Source organism: Kaustia mangrovi, from assembly GCF_015482775.1.
Lineage (GTDB): Bacteria > Pseudomonadota > Alphaproteobacteria > Rhizobiales > Im1 > Kaustia > Kaustia mangrovi.
Genome location: NZ_CP058214.1, coordinates 357,278 through 376,237, shown reverse-complemented (window position 1 = coordinate 376,237; position 18,960 = coordinate 357,278). Strand labels below are relative to the sequence as shown.

Annotated in this window: 18 protein-coding genes, 1 tRNA gene and 1 pseudogene; 10 read left to right on the top strand and 10 right to left on the bottom strand. The window is 64.7% G+C overall.

Features of this window, described 5'->3' with window-relative positions:
- Nucleotides 1-8: 8 nt before the first annotated feature.
- The 3 genes from tmk to HW532_RS01780 all read right to left on the bottom strand — a co-directional run bounded on the left by tmk (nucleotide 9) and on the right by HW532_RS01780 (nucleotide 2,965).
- Complete coding sequence (gene tmk, locus HW532_RS01790) at nucleotides 9-644, bottom strand: dTMP kinase (RefSeq protein ID WP_213162784.1); 636 nt, start codon at nucleotides 642-644, stop codon at nucleotides 9-11.
- 14 nt (nucleotides 645-658) lie between these two features.
- Complete coding sequence (locus tag HW532_RS01785) at nucleotides 659-1,843, bottom strand: D-alanyl-D-alanine carboxypeptidase family protein (RefSeq protein WP_213162783.1); 1,185 nt, start codon at nucleotides 1,841-1,843, stop codon at nucleotides 659-661.
- 87 nt (nucleotides 1,844-1,930) lie between these two features.
- Complete coding sequence (locus tag HW532_RS01780) at nucleotides 1,931-2,965, bottom strand: septal ring lytic transglycosylase RlpA family protein (protein ID WP_213162782.1); 1,035 nt, start codon at nucleotides 2,963-2,965, stop codon at nucleotides 1,931-1,933.
- Between the two features lie 237 nt (nucleotides 2,966-3,202).
- Here HW532_RS01780 and HW532_RS01775 point away from each other — a divergent pair, with 237 nt between their 5' ends.
- Entirely contained in the window at nucleotides 3,203-4,561 is a 1,359-nt protein-coding gene (locus tag HW532_RS01775; RefSeq protein ID WP_213162781.1) for an MmgE/PrpD family protein, read from the top strand.
- A gap of 19 nt (nucleotides 4,562-4,580) precedes the next feature.
- On the opposite strand, the gene HW532_RS01770 is transcribed toward HW532_RS01775, so the two are convergent.
- The gene (locus HW532_RS01770; protein ID WP_213162780.1) at nucleotides 4,581-5,708 is read right to left on the bottom strand and encodes an SEL1-like repeat protein; all 1,128 of its coding nucleotides are present in this window, start codon (nucleotides 5,706-5,708) and stop codon (nucleotides 4,581-4,583) included.
- Nucleotides 5,709-6,025: 317 nt separating this feature from the next.
- Here HW532_RS01770 and HW532_RS01765 point away from each other — a divergent pair, with 317 nt between their 5' ends.
- Together HW532_RS01765 and HW532_RS01760 are read left to right on the top strand one after the other, a co-directional pair.
- Nucleotides 6,026-7,771 (top strand): long-chain-fatty-acid--CoA ligase, encoded by a 1,746-nt coding sequence (locus tag HW532_RS01765; RefSeq protein ID WP_246479439.1) that lies wholly within the window; start codon nucleotides 6,026-6,028, stop codon nucleotides 7,769-7,771.
- Nucleotides 7,772-7,944: 173 nt separating this feature from the next.
- Nucleotides 7,945-8,034: transfer RNA gene (locus tag HW532_RS01760), tRNA-Ser, on the top strand.
- Nucleotides 8,035-8,142: 108 nt separating this feature from the next.
- On the opposite strand, the gene HW532_RS01755 is transcribed toward HW532_RS01760, so the two are convergent.
- A complete protein-coding gene (locus HW532_RS01755; RefSeq protein ID WP_213162778.1) occupies nucleotides 8,143-9,345 on the bottom strand; it encodes a DUF3644 domain-containing protein in 1,203 nt (400 codons plus the stop codon).
- A gap of 170 nt (nucleotides 9,346-9,515) precedes the next feature.
- Between HW532_RS01755 and HW532_RS01750 the strand changes: the two genes are divergently transcribed.
- Nucleotides 9,516-10,202, top strand: a complete 687-nt coding sequence (locus HW532_RS01750; RefSeq protein WP_213162777.1) for a hypothetical protein — start codon at nucleotides 9,516-9,518, stop codon at nucleotides 10,200-10,202.
- A 352-nt stretch (nucleotides 10,203-10,554) separates the two neighbouring features.
- On the opposite strand, the gene HW532_RS01745 is transcribed toward HW532_RS01750, so the two are convergent.
- Nucleotides 10,555-11,247 carry an NADPH-dependent F420 reductase gene (locus tag HW532_RS01745; protein WP_213162776.1) on the bottom strand — a complete coding sequence of 231 codons (693 nt, stop codon included), beginning with the start codon at nucleotides 11,245-11,247 and terminating at the stop codon, nucleotides 10,555-10,557.
- 27 nt (nucleotides 11,248-11,274) lie between these two features.
- A pseudogene (locus tag HW532_RS01740) lies at nucleotides 11,275-12,022 on the bottom strand (SDR family NAD(P)-dependent oxidoreductase).
- Between the two features lie 86 nt (nucleotides 12,023-12,108).
- On the opposite strand from HW532_RS01740, the gene HW532_RS01735 reads away from it, so the two are divergent.
- Nucleotides 12,109-12,459, top strand: a complete 351-nt coding sequence (locus HW532_RS01735; RefSeq protein ID WP_213162775.1) for a winged helix-turn-helix transcriptional regulator — start codon at nucleotides 12,109-12,111, stop codon at nucleotides 12,457-12,459.
- Between the two features lie 135 nt (nucleotides 12,460-12,594).
- On the opposite strand, the gene HW532_RS01730 is transcribed toward HW532_RS01735, so the two are convergent.
- Nucleotides 12,595-13,836, bottom strand: a complete 1,242-nt coding sequence (locus HW532_RS01730; protein ID WP_213162774.1) for an MFS transporter — start codon at nucleotides 13,834-13,836, stop codon at nucleotides 12,595-12,597.
- Nucleotides 13,837-14,069: 233 nt separating this feature from the next.
- On the opposite strand from HW532_RS01730, the gene HW532_RS01725 reads away from it, so the two are divergent.
- Nucleotides 14,070-14,510: an SAM-dependent methyltransferase gene (locus HW532_RS01725; protein WP_213162773.1), complete on the top strand. Its 441-nt coding sequence runs from the start codon at nucleotides 14,070-14,072 to the stop codon at nucleotides 14,508-14,510.
- 45 nt (nucleotides 14,511-14,555) lie between these two features.
- On the opposite strand, the gene HW532_RS01720 is transcribed toward HW532_RS01725, so the two are convergent.
- Nucleotides 14,556-15,776, bottom strand: a complete 1,221-nt coding sequence (locus HW532_RS01720; RefSeq protein WP_213162772.1) for an MFS transporter — start codon at nucleotides 15,774-15,776, stop codon at nucleotides 14,556-14,558.
- 216 nt (nucleotides 15,777-15,992) lie between these two features.
- Here HW532_RS01720 and HW532_RS01715 point away from each other — a divergent pair, with 216 nt between their 5' ends.
- On the top strand, nucleotides 15,993-16,889 hold the full coding sequence (locus HW532_RS01715; RefSeq protein WP_213164378.1) for a LysR family transcriptional regulator: 897 nt from the start codon (nucleotides 15,993-15,995) through the stop codon (nucleotides 16,887-16,889).
- Between the two features lie 58 nt (nucleotides 16,890-16,947).
- On the opposite strand, the gene HW532_RS01710 is transcribed toward HW532_RS01715, so the two are convergent.
- Nucleotides 16,948-17,430 carry a MarR family winged helix-turn-helix transcriptional regulator gene (locus HW532_RS01710; protein WP_213162771.1) on the bottom strand — a complete coding sequence of 161 codons (483 nt, stop codon included), beginning with the start codon at nucleotides 17,428-17,430 and terminating at the stop codon, nucleotides 16,948-16,950.
- A 66-nt stretch (nucleotides 17,431-17,496) separates the two neighbouring features.
- On the opposite strand from HW532_RS01710, the gene HW532_RS01705 reads away from it, so the two are divergent.
- The 3 genes from HW532_RS01705 to HW532_RS01695 are packed head-to-tail and all read left to right on the top strand — an operon-like array spanning nucleotide 17,497 to nucleotide 18,900.
- Entirely contained in the window at nucleotides 17,497-17,973 is a 477-nt protein-coding gene (locus HW532_RS01705) for a carboxymuconolactone decarboxylase family protein (protein ID WP_213162770.1), read from the top strand.
- A gap of 7 nt (nucleotides 17,974-17,980) precedes the next feature.
- A complete protein-coding gene (locus tag HW532_RS01700) occupies nucleotides 17,981-18,448 on the top strand; it encodes a GNAT family N-acetyltransferase (protein ID WP_213162769.1) in 468 nt (155 codons plus the stop codon).
- The gene (locus HW532_RS01695; RefSeq protein WP_213162768.1) at nucleotides 18,445-18,900 is read left to right on the top strand and encodes an FMN-dependent NADH-azoreductase; all 456 of its coding nucleotides are present in this window, start codon (nucleotides 18,445-18,447) and stop codon (nucleotides 18,898-18,900) included. Before HW532_RS01700 ends, HW532_RS01695 begins: the two co-directional genes overlap by 4 nt.
- The last annotated feature ends 60 nt before the right edge of the window (nucleotides 18,901-18,960 follow it).

The following is an 18,960-nucleotide window of genomic DNA, read 5'->3' as shown; positions in this document are numbered from 1 at the left end:
GCAGATAATCAGGCTATGAGGCGGGAGGCAACAGCCTGCCAGACGGTTTCGGCCACCTCGTCCACCGGCGCCGTCGCATCGACCACGACGCAGCGTTCCGGATCGGCTTCGGCAATGGCGAGGAACGCCTCGCGCAGGCGCTCGTGGAAGGCTAAGCCCTTGCGCTCGAAGCGGTGCTCGTCATGGTCGTCGGGGCGCTTGCCGGCGCGACTCAGGCCCTCCCTCGCCTCCAGATCGAAGACGATCGTGAGGTCGGGGCGCGTCGGCCCGACCACGACACGCTCCATATGGTCGATGAGCGCCATGTCCGCGCCGCCCGTCACACCCTGATAGGCGCGCGTCGAATCGGAGAAGCGGTCGCTCACCACCCATTGCCCCTGCTTAAGCGCCGGCCGGATCGTGTTGCGCAGATGCTGGTCGCGCGCGGCATAGTTCAGAAGCGCCTCCGCATTGGAAGACCAGCGGTCGACCTCGCCGGTCACGAGCAGCGTGCGGATCGCCTCCGCCTCCGGCGAGCCGCCGGGCTCGCGGGTCTGGACGACGCCGTAGCCTTCCTCGCCGAGCCGTGCGCTCAGCCGTCTGGCGTGGGTGGATTTCCCCGCCCCCTCGCCGCCTTCAAGCGTGATGAACCTGCCCTGCCCCATCCAGCCGGATACTCTCAGGCGCCGAAGATGAAATAATGCAGCGTATCCAGGGCACGGCGCAGGAGCCCGTCGTTTTTCTGAACGCTCGCATCGGTGTAGAGCGGTGCCTCCGCAAGCACCCGGTCCTGGACGGTGAAACGCAGCGTGCCGACCTGCGTTCCAGCCTTTACGGGCGCGATGAGCGGTCCCTTATAACTCACCTCCGCGCGCATGAAATGGCGTTCCTCGGCGGCGAGCATGATGTCCACGGGAATACGCGTGACGAGCGGCACCCAGGCGGCATCCCCGCCCCAGACGCGGGCCTTCTCGACGGTCTGACCGGGCTCGAACATCACATAGGCCTGATAGTTGCCGAAGCCCCAGTCGATCAGCTTGACGGCCGCCTCCTCGCGGGCGTCGGCCGATGGCAATCCGGCGACGACGAGGATCAGGCGCCGCCCGAAGCGCTGGACGGAGCCGACGAGCCCGTAGCCGGCCTCCTTCGTGTAGCCGGTCTTCACGCCGTCGGCACCCGGCACCCGGTCGAGTAGCGGATTGCGGTTGTGCTGGGGAATGTCGTTCCAGGTGAATTCTCGGATATCGAAGAGCTCGTAGAACTCCGGGAAGTCGCGGACGATATAGCGCGCCAGCATGGCGAGCTCGCGCACCGTCATGCGCTGGCCCGGATCCGGCAGGCCGGTCGCATTGGTGAACGTGGAGCGCTCGAGGCCGAGCTCGCGCGCTCGCGTCGTCATGAGGTCGGCGAATGCGGCCTCCGATCCGGCAAGCGCCTGGGCGAGCGCGATGCAGGCATCGTTGGCGGAGACGACCGCGATCCCCTTGAGGATATCCCGCAAGGGAACATGCGAATCGAGTTCGGCGAACATGGTCGACCCACCCGACTTCGCCCCGCCGCGCTTCCAAGCCTCCTCGGTGATGAGGATCCGGTCGTCGAGCTCAAGCTGCCCCCGGTCGACGGCCTCGAAGGCCATGACGAGCGTCATGAGCTTGCTCATGCTCGCCGGCGCCATCAGCTCGTTGGCGCGCTTCTCGTAGAGAATTGTGCCCGAGCCGGCATCCATCAGGAAGGCGTAGGGCGCCTCGGTGGCAAAGCGCTCCTGCGCGGCAAGCGGTTCGGCGGAGAGTGCGAACACCGCCAGCACCGCCAGCAATCGCATCCCGATCAGTCGCGACAGGCCACGACCCATCGTCTTGCCCATGGCAAACCCTCGCCTTGTCCCCGGAGCCCCTTTCCCGAAGCTATCCAGACAGGCGGGTCAAATCAACACAAAGGCCTGAGGTCCCGATCAGTTGGCGGCGACGATCACGCGGGCGTCGGAGTGGCCGGCCGCCACGACCTGGCGCAGCGCCTGGTCGGCCTGGCCAGCATCGCGCAGCGGCCCCACACGGACACGGTAGAGCGTGTGGCTGCCCCGGCTGAGCGGGGCGACCTCGACCGGACCGATGGGGGCGAGCTGTGCCCGGGTCCGGTCGGCATTGTCCGGGTCGCTGAACGCGGCGGCCTGCACGTAGAAACCGGCGCCTGCGGGCTGGACGACCGCATTGGTCCCCGCGCTGCCCGACCCGGCCGCCGCCTGCCCGCTGAGCGAGGCGATGGTGACGGGCGCGCCCTGCGGCTTGCTAGAGGCAGGCCGCTTGTTGGGCTCTGCCTTGGCGACCATGGTGGGCGTGCCGCCGGAGGTGCGGCGGTCGGCGGCTGCGATCATGGTGTTGAGCGACGTGCCGCGATGAAGCTCGGTGTTCATGGCGGCCAGATGCGTGCCCTTGTCGTCGAGCGGCGCGCGGCCGATATACTGAACGCGCACCTTCGCCTTGCCCTTCTTGCGGAAGCCCAGAGCCTCGGCCGATTTCTTCGACAGGTCGATGATGCGGCTGTTCACGAAGGGGCCGCGGTCGTTCACGCGCACAACGATTTCCCGGCCGTTCTCCAGATTGGTGACCTTGGCGTAGCTCGGCAGCGGCAGCGTGGTGTGGGCGGCGCTCAAATAGTCCATGTCGAACCATTCGCCGTTGGAGGTCATCCGGCGGTTGAACTTCGGCCCGTACCAGGACGCAACGCCCGTCTTGTCGTAGTCCGGGTCCGCCTTGGGATAGAAGCGCTGGCCCGCAACCGTGTAGGGCTTGCCGATCTGATAGCGCCCGCCGCCCTTGGGCAGCGGCCCGTCGCCCGGATAGATCGGGCTGCCCTTGCCGGAGAAGGCGTCCTTGTCGCTCGAGCATCCCGCGAGCATGAGCGACGACGCTGTCAATGCGAGGGCGAGACCGGCGATTATCGTGCCGCGCACGGGGCCGCGTCCGTCCACCTTGTGGCCTCTCGTCATTCGCTGCTGTCCCTGAACTGACAGGGGTCCCTGCCTGAAATTCCGATTGCGCCCCCGTCACGATATGACGGAGCCGGCATGCGCCATGACTGTGCGCGCCGACCGGTAAACGCGGCGTTGAGGAAAAGGGTTAAGATTGTGTGCGCCCTCCCCCACGGCTGCGGCACAGTGCTTTCCACCGCCCGGCCTCATGCTCTAGCCTCACGATACGCACCGGACATTTGAACGAGGGCCTCCATGTCGACCGCTCCCCGTCTCCAACGGCACGATGGCGAACCGCTCACGGCGCGCCTTGTCGAGCTCATTCGCGCCCGCCCGGTCGGCGAGGCCGACATGAGGGCGGCGGCCCTGTTCACCCTCGATGCGGCGGCCAGCATCCTTGCCGGGCAGCGCAGCGTCCCGGGCGAGAAACTCATGCGATGGGCACGCACCCTGGCACCCGATGGCGGCTCGCTCGACGCGCCCCGCCGCGCCTTTCTCATGGGCGCACTCTGCCACATTCTGGAGATGGACGATCTTCACCGCGCCTCGGTCGTGCATCCGGGATGCGCCGTGGTGCCGGCGATCTTCGCCATGGCCCGGGGACGGCCGGGCCACGAGGCGCTGACGGCGGTGCTCCACGGCTTCGAGGCCGCGACCCGGGTCGGCATGGCGGTCGGTCCCGCCCATTACCGCATCTGGCACAACACGGCGACCTGCGGGCCTTTCGGCTCCGCCATGGCGGCGGCGTATCTGCTCGGCCTCGACGACGGCGCAGCCATCGACGCGCTCGGCAATGCGGGCACCCAGTCGGGCGGGCTGTGGGAGTTCCTGGAGACCGGCGCGCACTCCAAGCACCTGCATGCCGGGCGCGCGGCAGAAGCCGGCGTGGTCGCCGCAGGGCTGGCCGCGCAAGGCTTTACCGGCGCGCCGGCGATCCTGGAGGGCGAGAAGGGGATCTTCCGCGCCATGTGTCCCGACGACCTGCCCCACCGCCTGCTCGAGGGCCCGGGCGGGCCCTGGCAACTGCGCGAGACGTCCATCAAGCCATGGCCGTCCTGCAGGCACACCCACCCTGCAATCGAGGCGGCGCTGGCGGTCCGCGCGGCCATCGGCGGGGAGCCGCTGTCCGGCAACCGGCTGAGTGCCGTCACGGTGGAGAGCTATCCCGCGGCCCTCGATGTCTGCGACCGCGCGGACGTCTCCTCGACCTATGCCGCCAAGTTCTCGCTGCAGCATTGCGTGGCCGCCGCCCTGGCGCTGGACGGGATCGATTTCGAGGCATTCGACGGCGCGGCGCGCGATCGTCTGGCAGGAGAGCGCGGCAAGGTCCGGCTCGCCGTGTCGGAGCCCTTCGCCTCGGCCTATCCGGCCCATTGGGGCGCGCGGGTCACGGTCTCGCTGGCCGATGGCGACAGCCGCTCCGCCGCGGTCACGGACGCCAAGGGCGATCCGGAGGCGCCGCTGAGCGATGGGGAGATGGTCGCGAAGGCCCGAATGCTCATGCGCTCAGGCGGAATCGACGATCCGGACCCGCTGATCGGGGCGATCCTTGCCATGGCGGATAACGCGCCAGTGCCGGAACTCGATATTCTCAAGTCGGGAGAGCCGGCCTGAAGACCGCCGTGCCGGCCGGTCAGTCGCGGTTGAAGGTTTCGGAGGTGTCGACCTTCAGCCCGCCGGGCTCGTCGTCCAGTTCGGCTTTGGCCACATTGGCCTCCGCCGCCTCGGTGCCGCCGGCATCGTCCGTTTCCGCCGTCTCGCCGTCGCGGGACGCGGAGGGCTGCGCCGCATGCGGACTGGACGTGTCCACCTTCGCGGGATCGGCCAGCGCGCTGAGAGAGTCGGCCTCGCCGGTGGCACTTGGCGCGGGCGCGTGAACGCCCGGCTCCTGCCCCTGCGCGGGGGAGTCCTGCAGGGCGGCCTGGCGCATCTTGTTGCCGCCGGTCTCCCGTGCGGCATCGGCCTCGTTGTCCGCCGTCTCGCTGCCGCCGGCAGGCGCGCCATCCCCGGCGTCCGACGCGTCGGCAAGCTCGGTGAGAACCGGCTTCGGCCGCGGGATGACATGGTCGCGCGCCTCGCGCATCAGCCGGGCGTAGTTCTTCTGCGCATTGGGGTTGCCGCGTATGGCTGCAGCCTGATAGAGGGCACGCGCCTTGTCCATGTCGCGCTTCACGCCCCAGCCCATCTCGTACATGCCGGCGAGGTTGTTCTGCGCCCAGGGATAGCTCTGGCGCACCGCCTGCTCGAACAGGGCGGCGGCGAGATTGTAGTCGCGCCTTACTCCCTTGCCGGTCAGGAACATGAGGCCGAGATTGTTCTGCGCGGCGGCAACGCCCCATTTGGCCGAGCGGCGGTACCACATGACGGCAAGCTCGGTGTTCTGCTCCACGCCGATGCCGTGCTGATAGGCATAGCCGAGCCAGTTCTGCGCGTCCGGATGGCCCGCGCGGGCGGCCTGGTTGTAATAGATGACGGCCTTTTCCGGATCGACCCTCAGTCCGCGTCCGCCCTCGTGCAGCAGCCGGCCGAGCCGGTAGGCGGCGTCGACATGGCCCCGCTCGGCGGCCCTGGCGTACCATTTCGCCGCCTTGCCGAGATGGACCTTCACCCCCTGGCCCGTCTCGTAGGCGATCCCGATACGGTATTCCGCCTGCTGGTCGCCGTCCTCGGCGAGCACCATCGTCTGGTCGAAGGAATAATAGTCCAGTGGATTGAGCCCGCGCTGCGCTTGCGCCGGGGCCACAAGAAGCGCAACCGCCACCGTCAGGCCGGCCAGAACTGCGCCGGTCCCTGGAGATCGTGCGGGGAGCCCCCCTCCCCCGATCCCGTTTCGGTGCGCCCATGCCGCGCGGCAGGCTGCGCCCGCGCGCCGCGACAATAGCCAATAACGGGTCATGGCTACCCTGTCCGTAAACGTGTTTTGTTGCCCGCCCCCGGCGTCCTGCGGCCTGTCGACCGCAGCCCATGCCAAGCCATATATATAGCATATCGCGCCGGCTATGTGGATGTAGTAACTTTGCACCCTTCGGACGGTCAGGCCGCATAACGAAGAACAATGGACGAATGGGAGGTGTCGCGGTGGCGGGACAGGCGCCCGGAGAACCCCGTGCAGGAGATGCACACGCCGATTTTCCCTGGCTCGGCAGCTATCCGGACGGGATCGACTGGCACGCGGATCTGCCCCCTCGGCCGCTGCACGACATCTTCGACGAGGCCGTCCGGCGGCATTCCTCGAGACCCTGCACGATCTTCCTCGGGCAGACGCTGAGCTATGGCGAGATCGGCGAGCTGACCGAGCGCCTTGCCGCCGGTCTGTCGCGGGCGGGGCTCGAGCCCGGCACGCGGGTCGCGCTCGTCCTGCCCAACACGCCCTATTACATCGTCGCCTATTACGCGCTGCTCAAGCTCGGTGCCGTCGTCGTCAACGTCAATCCGCTCTACACGGTGGAGGAGATGGACCACCAGTTCCGCGACGCGGGCTGCGAGATGGCGGTGACGCTCGATCTGGCCATGCTGTTCGACAAGGTTCACGCCCTTGTCGAGCGCGGCACGATCCCGCATGCGCTCGTCTGCCCCTTCGCGGACCTCCTGCCGACGGTCAAGAAATGGCTGTTCAGGCTGTTCAAGCGCCGCGAAGTCGCCGATACGGCCGCCGCGGTCCGCGCCGACAGCCTCCTCCACTTCCGCGAGCTGACCGGAACTTCCGGAACATATCCCCGCCACGAGCCCGATATCGGGAGCGATCTCGCCGTCCTGCAATATACCGGCGGCACCACGGGAACGCCCAAGGGGGCGATGCTGACCCATGCCAATCTGAGCGCGAATATCCAGCAGATCAGCCTGTGGTTCGCCGGCGCGCGCGAGGGTGAAGAGGTGATGCTCGCCGTCCTGCCCTTCTTCCACGTCTTCGGCATGACGGGGGTGATGAATTTCGGCCTGTCGCAGGGCTATTCGCTCGTTCTGATGCCGCGCTTCGATCTCGACGAGGCAATCGGGCTGATCCGCCGGTACCGGCCGACGATCCTTCCCGGCGTGCCGACGCTCTTCAATGCGCTCATGAACAGCGAGACGCTGAGCGGGGAGGATCTCTCCTCCCTCTCCTATTGCGTGTCCGGCGGCGCGCCGCTGCCGCTGGAGGTTCGGCGCGGCTTCGAGGAGCGCGCGCAGTGCAGCCTTGTGGAGGGGTACGGCCTGAGCGAGACCTCGCCCGTCACCAACCTGAACCCGTTCAAGGGCCTGCGCAAGGACGGCTCCATCGGCCAGCCGGTGCCGGGAACCGTGGAGGAGATCCGCTCGCTCGACGATCCGGCCAGCCCCGTGCCGCCCGGGGAGAAGGGCGAGCTGTGCATCGCCGGCCCCCAGGTCATGAAGGGCTACTGGAACAACGAGGCGGAGACGGAGCAGAGCTTCACGGGCGCGTTCTTCCGCACCGGCGATGTCGGCTATATGGACGAGGACGGCTTCGTCTATCTGGTCGACCGGATCAAGGACATCATCGTGTGCTCCGGCTTCAACGTCTATCCGCGCCGCATCGAGGAGGCGATCTACGAGCACCCCGCCGTGGAGGAGACGACGGTGGTCGGCGTGTCCGACGACTATCGCGGCGAGACGCCCAAGGCCTATATCCGGCTGAGGGCCGGCCAGTCGCTCGGCGAGGACGAGCTGAGGGCGTTCCTCGAGCCCAAGCTGTCGAAGATCGAGATGCCCGATTATTTCGAGTTCCGCGACGAGCTGCCGAAGACGCTTGTCGGCAAGCTGTCGAAGAAGGAGCTGCGCGAGGGCGCCGACAGCGGCGATGAGAGCGACGGAAAGGCGGACCCATAGATCGCCTCCTCGCGCCTATTGCCATACGGCTTCAAATTCGCTTTTGTGTGCGCGGCGCCCCGACACCGGACCGCCCTGCCCTCCGGTCGGCCGACCCGAATGCAGGACTGCCGGCCCGGGCGCCTTCGGGCACCCCGTCCGCCACTGGCCGGACATCGGGGCCTGCCCTGGCCGGATGGGTGGCCGAGTGGTTGAAGGCAGCGGTCTTGAAAACCGCCAGGCGGGCAACCGTCTCGTGGGTTCGAATCCCACCCCATCCGCCATTTGCCGCGTTCGCAAGTCTTTGTGCGATCCCCTACGCTACAACCAGTCTTTAGCGCAAGGAGACGCTTCGCAGTGGAGCTGGAACATCGTCCGGCCTTCAGCGGCGGTCACGGTGCAGCGACATACTTCTCTGCATTCTCCTGACAATGCGCGCGAACGCGCGCAACCCAGCTGTCGAACCAGACCCAAGTGCCTTTGTAGTCTCCAGCCCTCCCAAAACCTCTTTCTGGATCTTTCCCGCCCAACTCCTTCCAGAGGGCGGTGTGATGTGTCTGGTTAAAGCGAGGGAAGCCCTCCTCGTGCATCGCGGTTATCACCTGTCGTGCAGTGTACCGAGCTTTGTCAACTTCTTTAAGGAGAACAGCATTAATCGCTCTTGCTTCCTCAGAATCCGGTTTGACGAACTCCACGGCGATATCGGACTTATTCGCCTTGCTGCCAAGCTTCGGTACGAAAGCAACCCGGTAGGTGAAGGCTAGGTCCCTTAGTTCGTCGTCACTCATCTTCGAATGAAAAGCGTCCATCGTCGATGCGATTGCCGCCGGCAAAGCGGTTGCCTTTTTCAGACCTGCAGCCTGAGCGGCATCGAACGTTACGAACTGTAGGGCAATCGGCAAGCGGCGTTCTAGGCCGAACTGTACGCCGAACCACGAGCGGATCGCTTCGTTAAAATTGATGCAACATGCCTGCATCAGTGGCCCGAGAGCGTCGTCGATCCTATCAGTTGAGCGATGTTCGATCTCGTGACGCAATTCAAGCAGCAATTCAAGATTCTGTCGGATGCCCTTAGTAATAGGAAGCTTGTTGTTGCGTAAGCATTTTCCCAATTCCCAGTACGCCTCGGCTCCACTCTTCAACAGTTTAAATTGGCCATTCTTTTTGTACCGGTAATCGATGCCTTCACGTTTGAACCAGGCGTGACACAAATAGGTCCAAGATATCATCGCGGTAGTGATGAATATCTCCGCACGAAAATGCAGGCCTGCAGAATTGAAATTATGAACCGCCGCAATCATCGCTTCCCGCGCCTTTACCAGCAGTTCGTCGCCCCGCAGGCTCAGGCCAGTCTCAGCATCTACGTCAGGCCAGCAGCGCAAATACGCCGACAGCTGGTCTGCGCTTGCCGCTTTGATCGCTTTATGCTTCTTCTCCGAACGGATTTCGGAGATCAGCCGGTGGTTGATCGATCGTGTTGGGCGCGTGAAGTAGGCTAGAATGTCTTGATCATTGTACCTCTTGGTCGCCAGCATTGCCTTGACGAGCGCAATTTCCCAGCGTTCGAGATGATGACCGCGTTTGCGCTCAGGCATTACTCCCTCCTATTTGTCTTTGCTGTCTTACTTGCGAGATAAACTAATGCTGGTCAACGGGCGATCGCAAATGGTACCACGACTACCCGTGGCGAGGGGGCGTGGTTTCTCGCACCGAACTCTGGTTCGAGGTCGAGTCGAAGGTGGTCGAAGAATGATTATCGCGCGGAATGAATGAGCAGCTGCAGCAGATCCCTGATTTGATCCTCGGTTTGGCGAAGGTGGCTTTGACGCAAGCCAACACGCATGCAGTGTACATGGATCCGGGCAACGAACACTGGCCCTTAGTGTCGGTCCTGAATGCCGCTCACGCGGGCGAACTGTTTCTCAAAGCGATCATCGCCAGGGAGCATCCGCTGCTTATTTTTAGAGACATATTTGGGCTAGACGACTACAATTCCGACGAACTCGACCTTAAGACACTCTTAGCTCGTGGAAGGACACACGACTTCGAAAAGCTACCTCAGGTTCTTTGGGCCACCACCGGAAGGCGCATCCCGCACGCCGACTGCTACGAGCGTCTGCGCCGTGCTCGGAACGCCGTGCAGCACTTCTGCCCTCCCGACGAACTCGACTTCTCGCGGCTATCTCTCGAGTTCATCTACACAATCATTGATCCGCTAATTTCTGATTATTTCGACCTATACGCGATCGAGTACCACGAGGACCACAGCGTCAGCTACGACTACGTTGTCGCCGTCCTCCTCCGCCGGCAGCTCCGGTTCTCGGTTCCACCGGATTTCGCCATCACTGAGGTGGATCTGCGTGAGGAGTTGCAGGGAGCGAGCGATAGCTATCGGGCTTGGTTCAGTCGCGAGTTGGAGCGCATTGGCAAAGCGTCGCTCATTGGTTCTTGACTTCCGCACTGTAGCTGCGCGCATGACGAGCGAATTGACCGCCCCCGGCTACGCTGCTGTGGATATGGCGCTGCGTAGTGCAGTGTCGCACCTTGGCCCACGTACGCGCGCTTCATCGAAATCCGTGATTGCTCTATCGTAGCGCTACAGTGAAGGAATAGTTCGCGTTTTCATCGCGCGTGCCCCGCCATTTGCCGTCCATTGCGCGATGCAGCCCCCTATGCGTTAGGTCGTTCCGGCAAGTGCTATGACGCTTTTTGCTGTCGCAACAATTGCGTCTTCTGCACGCCGTGGCGGCCCGCCGAGCGTCCTTTTGGCATTTGCGCTTCAAGCCCTTGGCTGCGTGCCAGGCTCAGGCTTCTTCCTTTGCGGGCGTCAGCAGTTCCAGGCCGGAAAGCGGACCGCCGAGTTCCATTAGCCGGCCGGCTTGTGCGAGGGGCCCAAGCGGAACGGGGTGAAGTCCGAGTTCAACGATGAGGTCTGAGACTGACGCCACAGCCATAGTGTCGTCACCGGCAACAAAAAGAACACGCTCCATGCCGTCAGGAAGAGGCGCGAACATCGTCGTGAACGGCAGCGTGTTGAACGCTTTTACCACGCGGGCCTCTGGCGCCAGTCGAGCGACGATCTCACTGCCCGAGTCGCCTTTCAAATCATCGATGAGCGCTTCGGGCGGGAAGCGCAGGAAGATGTTCGTCGCGTCGACGAGAATCCGGCCGTCCTTTGGACCGCCGGACCTCAGCACATCCCTGACCTTCGTCCATGGCACAGTGAGAAAGACGAGATCGCAGGCAAGAGTTGCCGATGTGGAACTGGGCGTCACCTTGGCGGTCGACGCGCCCAGGCTTTCAGCCACGCTCTCCGGTCCCCGGCTGTTTGCGAGGCGAACCTGATGGCCCTTCTCTGCAAGCCCCGTGGCGAGGGTCTTTCCAACCATGCCAGCGCCGATGATTCCGATTTTCACTTCGTGTCCCCCGAGATGATCGAGCCTCTGGAGCCTGACGGGATACGGATACAGAATGTCAGGGGCGGTGTCGCAGGCCATTCGTCTGAAAGGCCTGCCTTGTTTGGATCAAACTTGTGCATACCCGCCGTCGGCGAACACCTCGCTTCCAGTCATGAAGCTGCTGTCGCTACTGGCGAGAAACGCTGCGACGGCGGCGATTTCAGCCGTGTCGCCCATCCGCCCGAGCGGGGTCTGGTCCTGAAAGCCAGAAACGATTTCATCCCCAGCGCCCGTGCTTTCGAACATGGACATGACCTTCTCTGTCTCCGTCGCCCGGGCGACAAGACATTGACCCGGATCCCGGTGCCTTTGAGATCGAGGGCCCAGGTACGGGCAAGGTTCCGAATGGCCGCCTTCGAGGCGCTGTAAACGCTCATCGCAGCCGTTCCCATCGATCCGGTGGTCGAGCCGGTCAGGATGATCGAGCCTCCCGGTTTCATCAGCGGGAGCGCCTTTTGAACCGTGAAAAGCGTGCCTTTGACATTGATGTCGAATGTCCAGTCGACATGTTCCGGCGTGATCTCGCCAAGCGGCGCGAAGTCGCCGACGCCCGCATTGGCAAAGACGATGTCGATGCCGCCTCGTTCGGATTTGACCGTTTCGATGAGCCGGTCGAGATCCTCCAGCTTTGTGGTATCCCCCGGACGGCGCGCGCGTTCGATCCGAGCTCCGACATGGCGGCGTCCAGCGCCTCCTGCCGCCGCCCGAAGATGTAGACGAACGCGCCTTCGTCGACAAACCGCTTGGCGGTCGCGAGGCCAATTCCACTGGCGCCACCGGTGACAATGGCCGTTTTTCCATCAAGCTTTGTCATGACCCAATCTCCATTGTTCGAGAGTGAACAGAAGATAGGTCTCGATTTCACTTTGATAAGTATGCACCTTTTGGTAAGTATCCTGGATGAACGATAAAAGCGAACATCACTCCCCTTTCATCTGCGGCCTGGACGCAGCGCTTCGGGTTGTTGGCGGAAAATGGAAGCCGCTCATCCTGTTCTTCCTGGCCAAAGGTACGATGCGATACGGCGAGTTGAAGCGAGCCGTGAAAGGCGTAAGCGATAAGGTGCTCATTCAGCAGCTCAAAGAGCTGGAAGCACATGGGATCATCACGCGCACCGATTACAAAGAGATACCGCCGAGGGTGGATTACGGCCTGACACCGCTTGGCAAAGCGCTGGCCGAAGCGCTCCAGCCATTGTGTGTTTGGGGCGAGGAGAACACACCGGCGATCGCGGCTGCTATCGAGCCATAGGCTACGTCGCGTCGTTTCGTGAACGGCCTTCAACCGTATATTTTCAAGGCTGTCATAGCGCTATGGCGCAGGAATAGCGCCCGGTTCCATCCCGCATGGCCCGCCATCCCCGCCGATATGCGTGGCCAACGGCCGTTACTGCGGGCGTTTGGCGGGATTGCGATGCCCGACAGCAACCCCGATTGCGACGATCATCATGCCGCCGGCCAGCAGGAAGGTCAGCTGCATCCCCGTCGCGATCGCCGCAGGGGTCGCATAGCCAAAATTCTCTGTCCCCACGCCGTAGGCGAAAACGGCGCCCATGACCGATGCCCCCGCGATCAGGCCGAAGTTGCGCGACAGGGCGAGAAGTCCCGAGACCGTGCCGCGCCGGTCCTTGGGGATTTCCGCCAGCGCGGCCGTGTTGTTGGCGGCCTGGAAAAGCTGGTAGCCCGGCGTCAGAACAACGATGGAAAGCACATATCCGGTCACGCCGATCATGTTCGGCAGGACCGCCAGAAGGAAAGCCCCCGCGGCCAGGAAAGCGAGCCCCATGGCAAGCACGCGAGCGCTCCCCCATGCATCGACGAGCCGGCCGGCAGGAATGCCGCTGACGATGGAGATCGCCGGACCGATCGCCATGAGAAACCCGACCAGCGCTTCCTCCAGGCCAAGACCGAGGCCGAGATAGAAGGGGCCGACCACCAATGTCGTCATCATGACGGCGGCGACCAGAACATTGACGAGGAGATTGGGCGTAAGGCTCCTGTTCGGCACCGACCACCGCAGGCCCGCCGAACGCGCCTTCTGCTTGCCGGGGGTATCCCGCAGCATTGCGATGGCAAGCACCAAGGCCAGAACCGCCAGCGGTACCTGCACCCAGAAGATGCCACGCCATCCCGTCACAGGGATCAACACCCCGCCGAGCGTCGGGCCCAGCGCCGTCCCCAGCGCAGACACCGTGCCGAGCAACCCCATGGCACGGCCCACGCGGGCCTCGCTCGACGTCTGGCGCATCAATGCCATGGCGAGCGTCATCAGGAAGGCCGCGCCGACACCCTGAACCGCCCGCGCACCGACCAGCACCCAAAGGTTTGGCGCCATCGCGCACATTGCCGAGGCGACGGCGAAGATCGCCAAGCCGCTGACGAGCATCGGCTTCAATCCGAAACAGTCGCCGAGGCGGCCCGCGATGACGACCGAGATCGTCAGGGCGGCGAGATAGGCGACGACGACCGCCTGCACCTGGGCGAACGGTGCAGAAAACGCCAGAACCAACGTCGGCAGCGCAATATTGGCGATGCTGGTTCCAAGCGACGCCAGAAGCATCGATAGAGCCAACGCGGCCGTGAGTCCCGATATCGACCTTGCCGATGCGTGCGTTTCTGCTTGTTCCATAGAGTCTGCCCTCTTGCCAAAATTCCGGCTCGAGAGCAGGCTGCCACTTCAAGTCGACTTGAAGTCAAGCGTCGGATTTCCGGATATGGGCGAGGCGCAGGGCACGCCGACCAGTTCGACAAGAGGAGAGCTCGCGGAAAAGGATGCCGCCCAGCGTCCGCATGACGATCTCCTTGCCCCGACCGCTGGATGGATGTGACATACGCGATGACGCTCCCGCTTCAGGCCGCCGGATGACACACACCCTTTCTTCGCGACTGCAAGCCATCGTTGAGGCGCTGCCGCTCCGTCCGGGACTGCGCGTGCTGGAGATCGGGTGCGGTCCCGGCGCGATGGCCCGGGTAATGGCGGCGGGCATAGGCGACGGCCATGTCCTCGCCATCGACCGCTCCGCCAGGGCCATCGCGCAGGCCGAGACGGGATCGCGCGCCGAGCTGGAAAGCGGCCGCCTGAGCTTTCGGCAGGTCGACGTGGAGGCGTTCGAGTTGCGCGACGGGGATGCGCCTTTCGACATCGCCATCGCGGTGCGCGTGGGTGCGCTGGACGGCCGGCATCCGAAGTCCGGCGAAGCCGCCAGGCGCAGGATCGCGGCGGCCCTCACGCCCGGCGGACGTCTCTTCATCGACGGCGGCAACCCGCTACGCGAGATCGATCTCAGCGCCTATCGCCAATGACCTCCCATCGGGGCATCCGACACGGAGGGCTGTCGAGATCGAACGTCAGAGAGGACGGTGGAGCGGAAATCCGTGCCGGCGCGCGGCGAGCGTCACGGCAAAGGTCGCGATGAGCAGGACCAGCAGGCTCGGGGCAAAGGCGCCGACGCCAAGCCGGTCGAGCAGGACGCCGCCGACAAGCCCGCCCCCGGCGATGGCGGTATTCCAGGTCGTCACCAGCATGGACTGGGCGATGTCCGCCGCCGGGCCCGCGGTCTTGGCGCTCGCCGTTTGAAACAGCGTCGCGCACCCTCCGAAAGCGAGCCCCCAGACGGCGGACGCGCCATAGATGACCGCCGGCACGTCGCCCCAGATCCAGAGCGCGGCGGCGGAGAGGCCGAACAGCGCCGTGCTGAACAGGGTCAGTTCCCGCAAGCGCCGGTCGATCAGCACGCCCACGATCCAGATGCTGACCAACGACGCGATGCCGAAGACCAGGAGCACGGTGTCGGTTCGCGCCACCATGCCCGCGGCGTCGAGAAACGGCGCGATATAGGTGTAGAGAATGTTGTGGGCGATCACATAGGCGAGCACGACGAACAGCACCGGCCGAATTCCCGGACGCGCGACGACGCTTCTCAGCGACCGGCGCTCTCCGGCAGGCTCGCCGGCGAAATCCGGAACTCTGGCCAGCACCCAGACAATCAGGATGACGGTGAGCCCGCTCATCAGGCCGAAGCAGGCACGCCAGCTTATGACCGCCCCGAGGAACGTTCCCGCCGGCACGCCGAGCGAGAGCGCCAGCGGCGTTCCCGCCATGGCGACCGCAATCGCCCGGCCCTTGAGATGTTCGGGCGCCATGCGCGCGGCATAGCCGGCAGCCAGCGCCCAGAGCAATCCTGCCGAAACACCGGCCACGAAGCGCGCAGCCAGCGTCAGCCCATAGCTGCCGGAGACAGCGGTGAGCGTGTTCGCCACCAGGAATCCGCCGATCGCTGCGAGCAGGAGCGGACGGCGGCGCACCCCTTGCGTGAAGACCGTCAACGGGATTGCCGCCATGAGCGAGCCCACGGCGTAGACGGTGACAAGTTGCCCCGCCGCCGCCTCCGAGACGCCGAGGCCGGCGCCGATCTGGGGCAGAAGCCCCGCGGGCAAGGCCTCGGTCAGGATGGTGACGAAGGCCGCCATGGACAGCGCGAGCAGGCCGCCCCAGGGCAGACGGTCCGACGCAGGCGATGACGTCTCAGCGCCCGGGGGCGCACCGATGCGATCTCCGAGCTCGGTCATCGGGCATGCCTCGCGCCGCCGGACATCGCGTCGACGGTCACACTCAAGACGGTGGGCTGCAGAAACGCGGAAATAGCGGTCAGGGATGCCGGGACCATCGGGAAACCTCGTCTGGACATTGCGATGGTCGCGAAACTGGCACGCTGCCCCACCCGGAAAAACAGGCTTCAATTCCGATCACTTCGGACTAAAATGTCCGCCATCATGCCGATCCCCATGGACAGCCTTGGCGCGCTCAACGTCTTCGTTCAGGCGGCGGAGGCCCGCAGTTTCACGGTTGCGGGACGCCAGCTCGGCGTGTCGTCATCTGCTGTCGGAAAGGCCGTCGCGCGGCTCGAGGACCGCCTCGGCGTGAGACTGTTTCACCGCTCGACCCGCGCCATCACGCTGACGCCGGAAGGCCGCCTGTTCCTGGAACGCTGCCGCCGGATCTTCTGCGAGATGGAGGCGGCCGAACTGGAGCTCTCGCAGTCGCGCGCGCATCCCGGCGGCGTGCTGCGGGTCAGCCTGCCATTGGTTGGTATGCTGATGATGCCGAGCTTGTCCGCCTTCATGCGGGCCTGGCCGGATATCGAGCTGGACCTCGACTTCACCGACCGCCTTGTCGACGTCATCGAGGAGGGCTTCGATGCGGCGATCCGCACCGGCGATCCCGACGATTCCAGATTGATGACGCGGTCGCTTGGCACGTTTCGCTACAGGCTGGTCGGCGCGCCGGGCTATTTCGAACGATACGGCGTTCCCCGCTCCCCTGCCGATCTGGCAGGCCACCGGTGTCTGCGCCATCGCTACCCCTCCACAGGCAAGCTGGAAGAGTGGTGTCTTGCCGACGAAGACGGTGCCCCGGTCGAAACGATGGCAAGGGCATCCGTCTCAAGCGCGATAGAGCCCCTGCTCTACATGGCCGAGCAGGGGCTGGGGCTAGCCTGCCTGCCGGATTTCGCAGTGCGAGACCGGCTTGCAACAGGCGCGCTTGTGAGCGTGCTGGACGACGCCGTCCGCCATACCGGCACGTTCCGCATCCTGTGGCCGTCGAGCCGGCATCTGTCGCCGAAGCTGCGCGTCTTCGTCGACTTCATGGCAGACAATCTTCTGTCCGGGCACTCGCCGTAGCGCCAAGGCATGCCGGCGGTGCGCGGTTCACCGCCGGATCGGACCCCCTCCCCAAGCCTCAGCCATTCGACAGGCACGAAGAGATCTGGGCGAGCCATCGTCTCAACGTTCGCTCGCCGGCGTCGTCGACGCCTTCCACCAGCTCCGTCTCGACAGCGTCGACACGTCGTTTCGCGGCGTCGAGCAGTTCACGTCCTCTGTCGGTCAGCTCGAGCTGCTGAATGCGGCCGTGGACGGCATGGGGGCGTTTCGAGACGACGCCGGCCCTCACGAGATTGGCGACAGTGACGCCGACCGTTTGCGGGGTCAGAAACGCCAACCGGGCAATATCGGCGTTCGAAAGCCCCGGATAGGCGGCGATCATCGTCATCACCGAGAATTGCGGCGGCGTTACGCCGAGATCTCCAAGCACGCGCGAGAGATGGGTCTCATACGCATTCGCCGCCTGTCGAAGCAGATAGCCTATATAGCCATCCTCGCCACGCTTTCCCTCCCCCGGGCCAGGCAGGGAAGGACCGTCTCGGGAGTCCGTCTTGCTCATAATATAAGACTTCTTATATGATGTTCGTGTTCTTATATTATCGAATCCGATCGGAAAGGTCACCTCATGCCACACGAGACGAGCAGGCCCGCCTATGACGCCTTCGCGACATCCCAGGCGGCCGCCCATGCCGCGCTGATCGCGCTTGGAAAGGCCGTCGACGACGGCGGGCTCGACAAGGACCTTACGGAACTCGTGAAGCTGCGCGTCTCGCAGATGAATGGCTGTGCCTTCTGCATCCAGCTTCACCTGAACATCGCCCGCAAGCTGGGTGTCGACGAGACCAAGCTCGGCCTCGTGCCGGCCTGGCGCGATGCCGGCGTCTTCTCGACGCGCGAGAGGGCGGCCCTGCGCTGGGCGGAATTGCTGACGCGGCCGAATGGCGAGGGCGCGCCGGACGAGGCCTGGGCAGCCTTGCGCGAATGCTTCGATGAGCGGGAGGCGACGTTGCTGACGGTCACGGTCGGCACGATCAACGCCTGGAACCGCATCGCCATCGGGCTGTGCTTCGACCCTCCACGTCCACAGGCCAAGGCGGAGTGATCGTGCGATGACGACAGGAACGGACATCGATGTGCGCATTGTCGATGCGGAGGACGAGGTCGCACGCTGCTTTCCGGTCATGCGCCAGTTACGACCGCATCTCGCCTCCGAGACGGAGTTCGTCGACCGGTGGAAACGGCAGAAGGAGACGGGTTATCGCCTCCTCGCCGCATGGGAGGGCGGGCGTCCGATGGCCCTGGCGGGGTTCAGGGTGCAGGAGAATCTCATCTTCGGACCCCACCTCTATGTCGACGATCTCGTGACCGATGCGCGGGAACGAAGCAGCGGTCTCGGCCGAATCCTCATGGACCGCCTGAAGGCCGAGGGGCAGCGGCTCGGGCTGGAGATGCTGCTTCTGGATACCCCGCTGTCCAACGCGCTGGGGCACCGCTTCTATTTCCGCGAAGGATTGCTCGCGCGGGCGCTCAAGTTCTCCATTTCTCTTCGGGACACTCCGGAGGGCGACCGGCGATGAACATCCTTCATATCAGCGCGAGCCCGCGCGTTTCGGGGTCCTGCAGCCGCAAGATGGGCGGCATGCTGGTGGACAGGCTGAAATCGCAGACGCACGCCGGGTCCACGCGCCGCGATCTGACGACGACGCCCCCGCCCCTGCCGGATGCCGATTTCGTCGACGCCAGCCTGCGCCGGGACGACACACGCAACGACGAGCACCGCCGAAACCTCGAACCGTCGGAAGAGCTCATCTGCGAGCTGGAGGCCGCCGACGCGGTCGTGATCGACATGCCGATGCACAATTTCACCGTGCCCGCGGCATTCAAGGCCTGGATCGATATGGTCGTCCGGCCCGGTCGCACATTTGCCCTGACCCCGCAAGGCAAGGCCGGCCTGATCGCGGACCGTCCCGTTGTCCTGATCGTGGCGTGCGGGGAAGGCTCGGCGACTCCGCCCAACCGGATTTCCTGACACCCTATGTCCGCCACGTATTCCGGACGATGGGGATTCACCGGGTCATGGCCGTCCATA

What these genes read in the sequence shown, in the direction of transcription:
- tmk (WP_213162784.1), bottom strand. Translation starts at nt 644, where the DNA reads ATGGGGCAGGGCAGGTTCATCACGCTTGAAGGCGGCGAGGGGGCGGGG.
- HW532_RS01785 (WP_213162783.1), bottom strand. Translation starts at nt 1,843, where the DNA reads ATGGGCAAGACGATGGGTCGTGGCCTGTCGCGACTGATCGGGATGCGA.
- HW532_RS01780 (WP_213162782.1), bottom strand. Translation starts at nt 2,965, where the DNA reads ATGACGAGAGGCCACAAGGTGGACGGACGCGGCCCCGTGCGCGGCACG.
- HW532_RS01775 (WP_213162781.1), top strand. Translation starts at nt 3,203, where the DNA reads ATGTCGACCGCTCCCCGTCTCCAACGGCACGATGGCGAACCGCTCACG.
- HW532_RS01755 (WP_213162778.1), bottom strand. Translation starts at nt 9,345, where the DNA reads ATGCCTGAGCGCAAACGCGGTCATCATCTCGAACGCTGGGAAATTGCG.
- HW532_RS01750 (WP_213162777.1), top strand. Translation starts at nt 9,516, where the DNA reads ATGAATGAGCAGCTGCAGCAGATCCCTGATTTGATCCTCGGTTTGGCG.
- HW532_RS01745 (WP_213162776.1), bottom strand. Translation starts at nt 11,247, where the DNA reads ATGGCCTGCGACACCGCCCCTGACATTCTGTATCCGTATCCCGTCAGG.
- HW532_RS01735 (WP_213162775.1), top strand. Translation starts at nt 12,109, where the DNA reads ATGAACGATAAAAGCGAACATCACTCCCCTTTCATCTGCGGCCTGGAC.
- HW532_RS01730 (WP_213162774.1), bottom strand. Translation starts at nt 13,836, where the DNA reads ATGGAACAAGCAGAAACGCACGCATCGGCAAGGTCGATATCGGGACTC.
- HW532_RS01725 (WP_213162773.1), top strand. Translation starts at nt 14,070, where the DNA reads ATGACACACACCCTTTCTTCGCGACTGCAAGCCATCGTTGAGGCGCTG.
- HW532_RS01720 (WP_213162772.1), bottom strand. Translation starts at nt 15,776, where the DNA reads ATGACCGAGCTCGGAGATCGCATCGGTGCGCCCCCGGGCGCTGAGACG.
- HW532_RS01715 (WP_213164378.1), top strand. Translation starts at nt 15,993, where the DNA reads ATGGACAGCCTTGGCGCGCTCAACGTCTTCGTTCAGGCGGCGGAGGCC.
- HW532_RS01710 (WP_213162771.1), bottom strand. Translation starts at nt 17,430, where the DNA reads ATGAGCAAGACGGACTCCCGAGACGGTCCTTCCCTGCCTGGCCCGGGG.
- HW532_RS01705 (WP_213162770.1), top strand. Translation starts at nt 17,497, where the DNA reads ATGCCACACGAGACGAGCAGGCCCGCCTATGACGCCTTCGCGACATCC.
- HW532_RS01700 (WP_213162769.1), top strand. Translation starts at nt 17,981, where the DNA reads ATGACGACAGGAACGGACATCGATGTGCGCATTGTCGATGCGGAGGAC.
- HW532_RS01695 (WP_213162768.1), top strand. Translation starts at nt 18,445, where the DNA reads ATGAACATCCTTCATATCAGCGCGAGCCCGCGCGTTTCGGGGTCCTGC.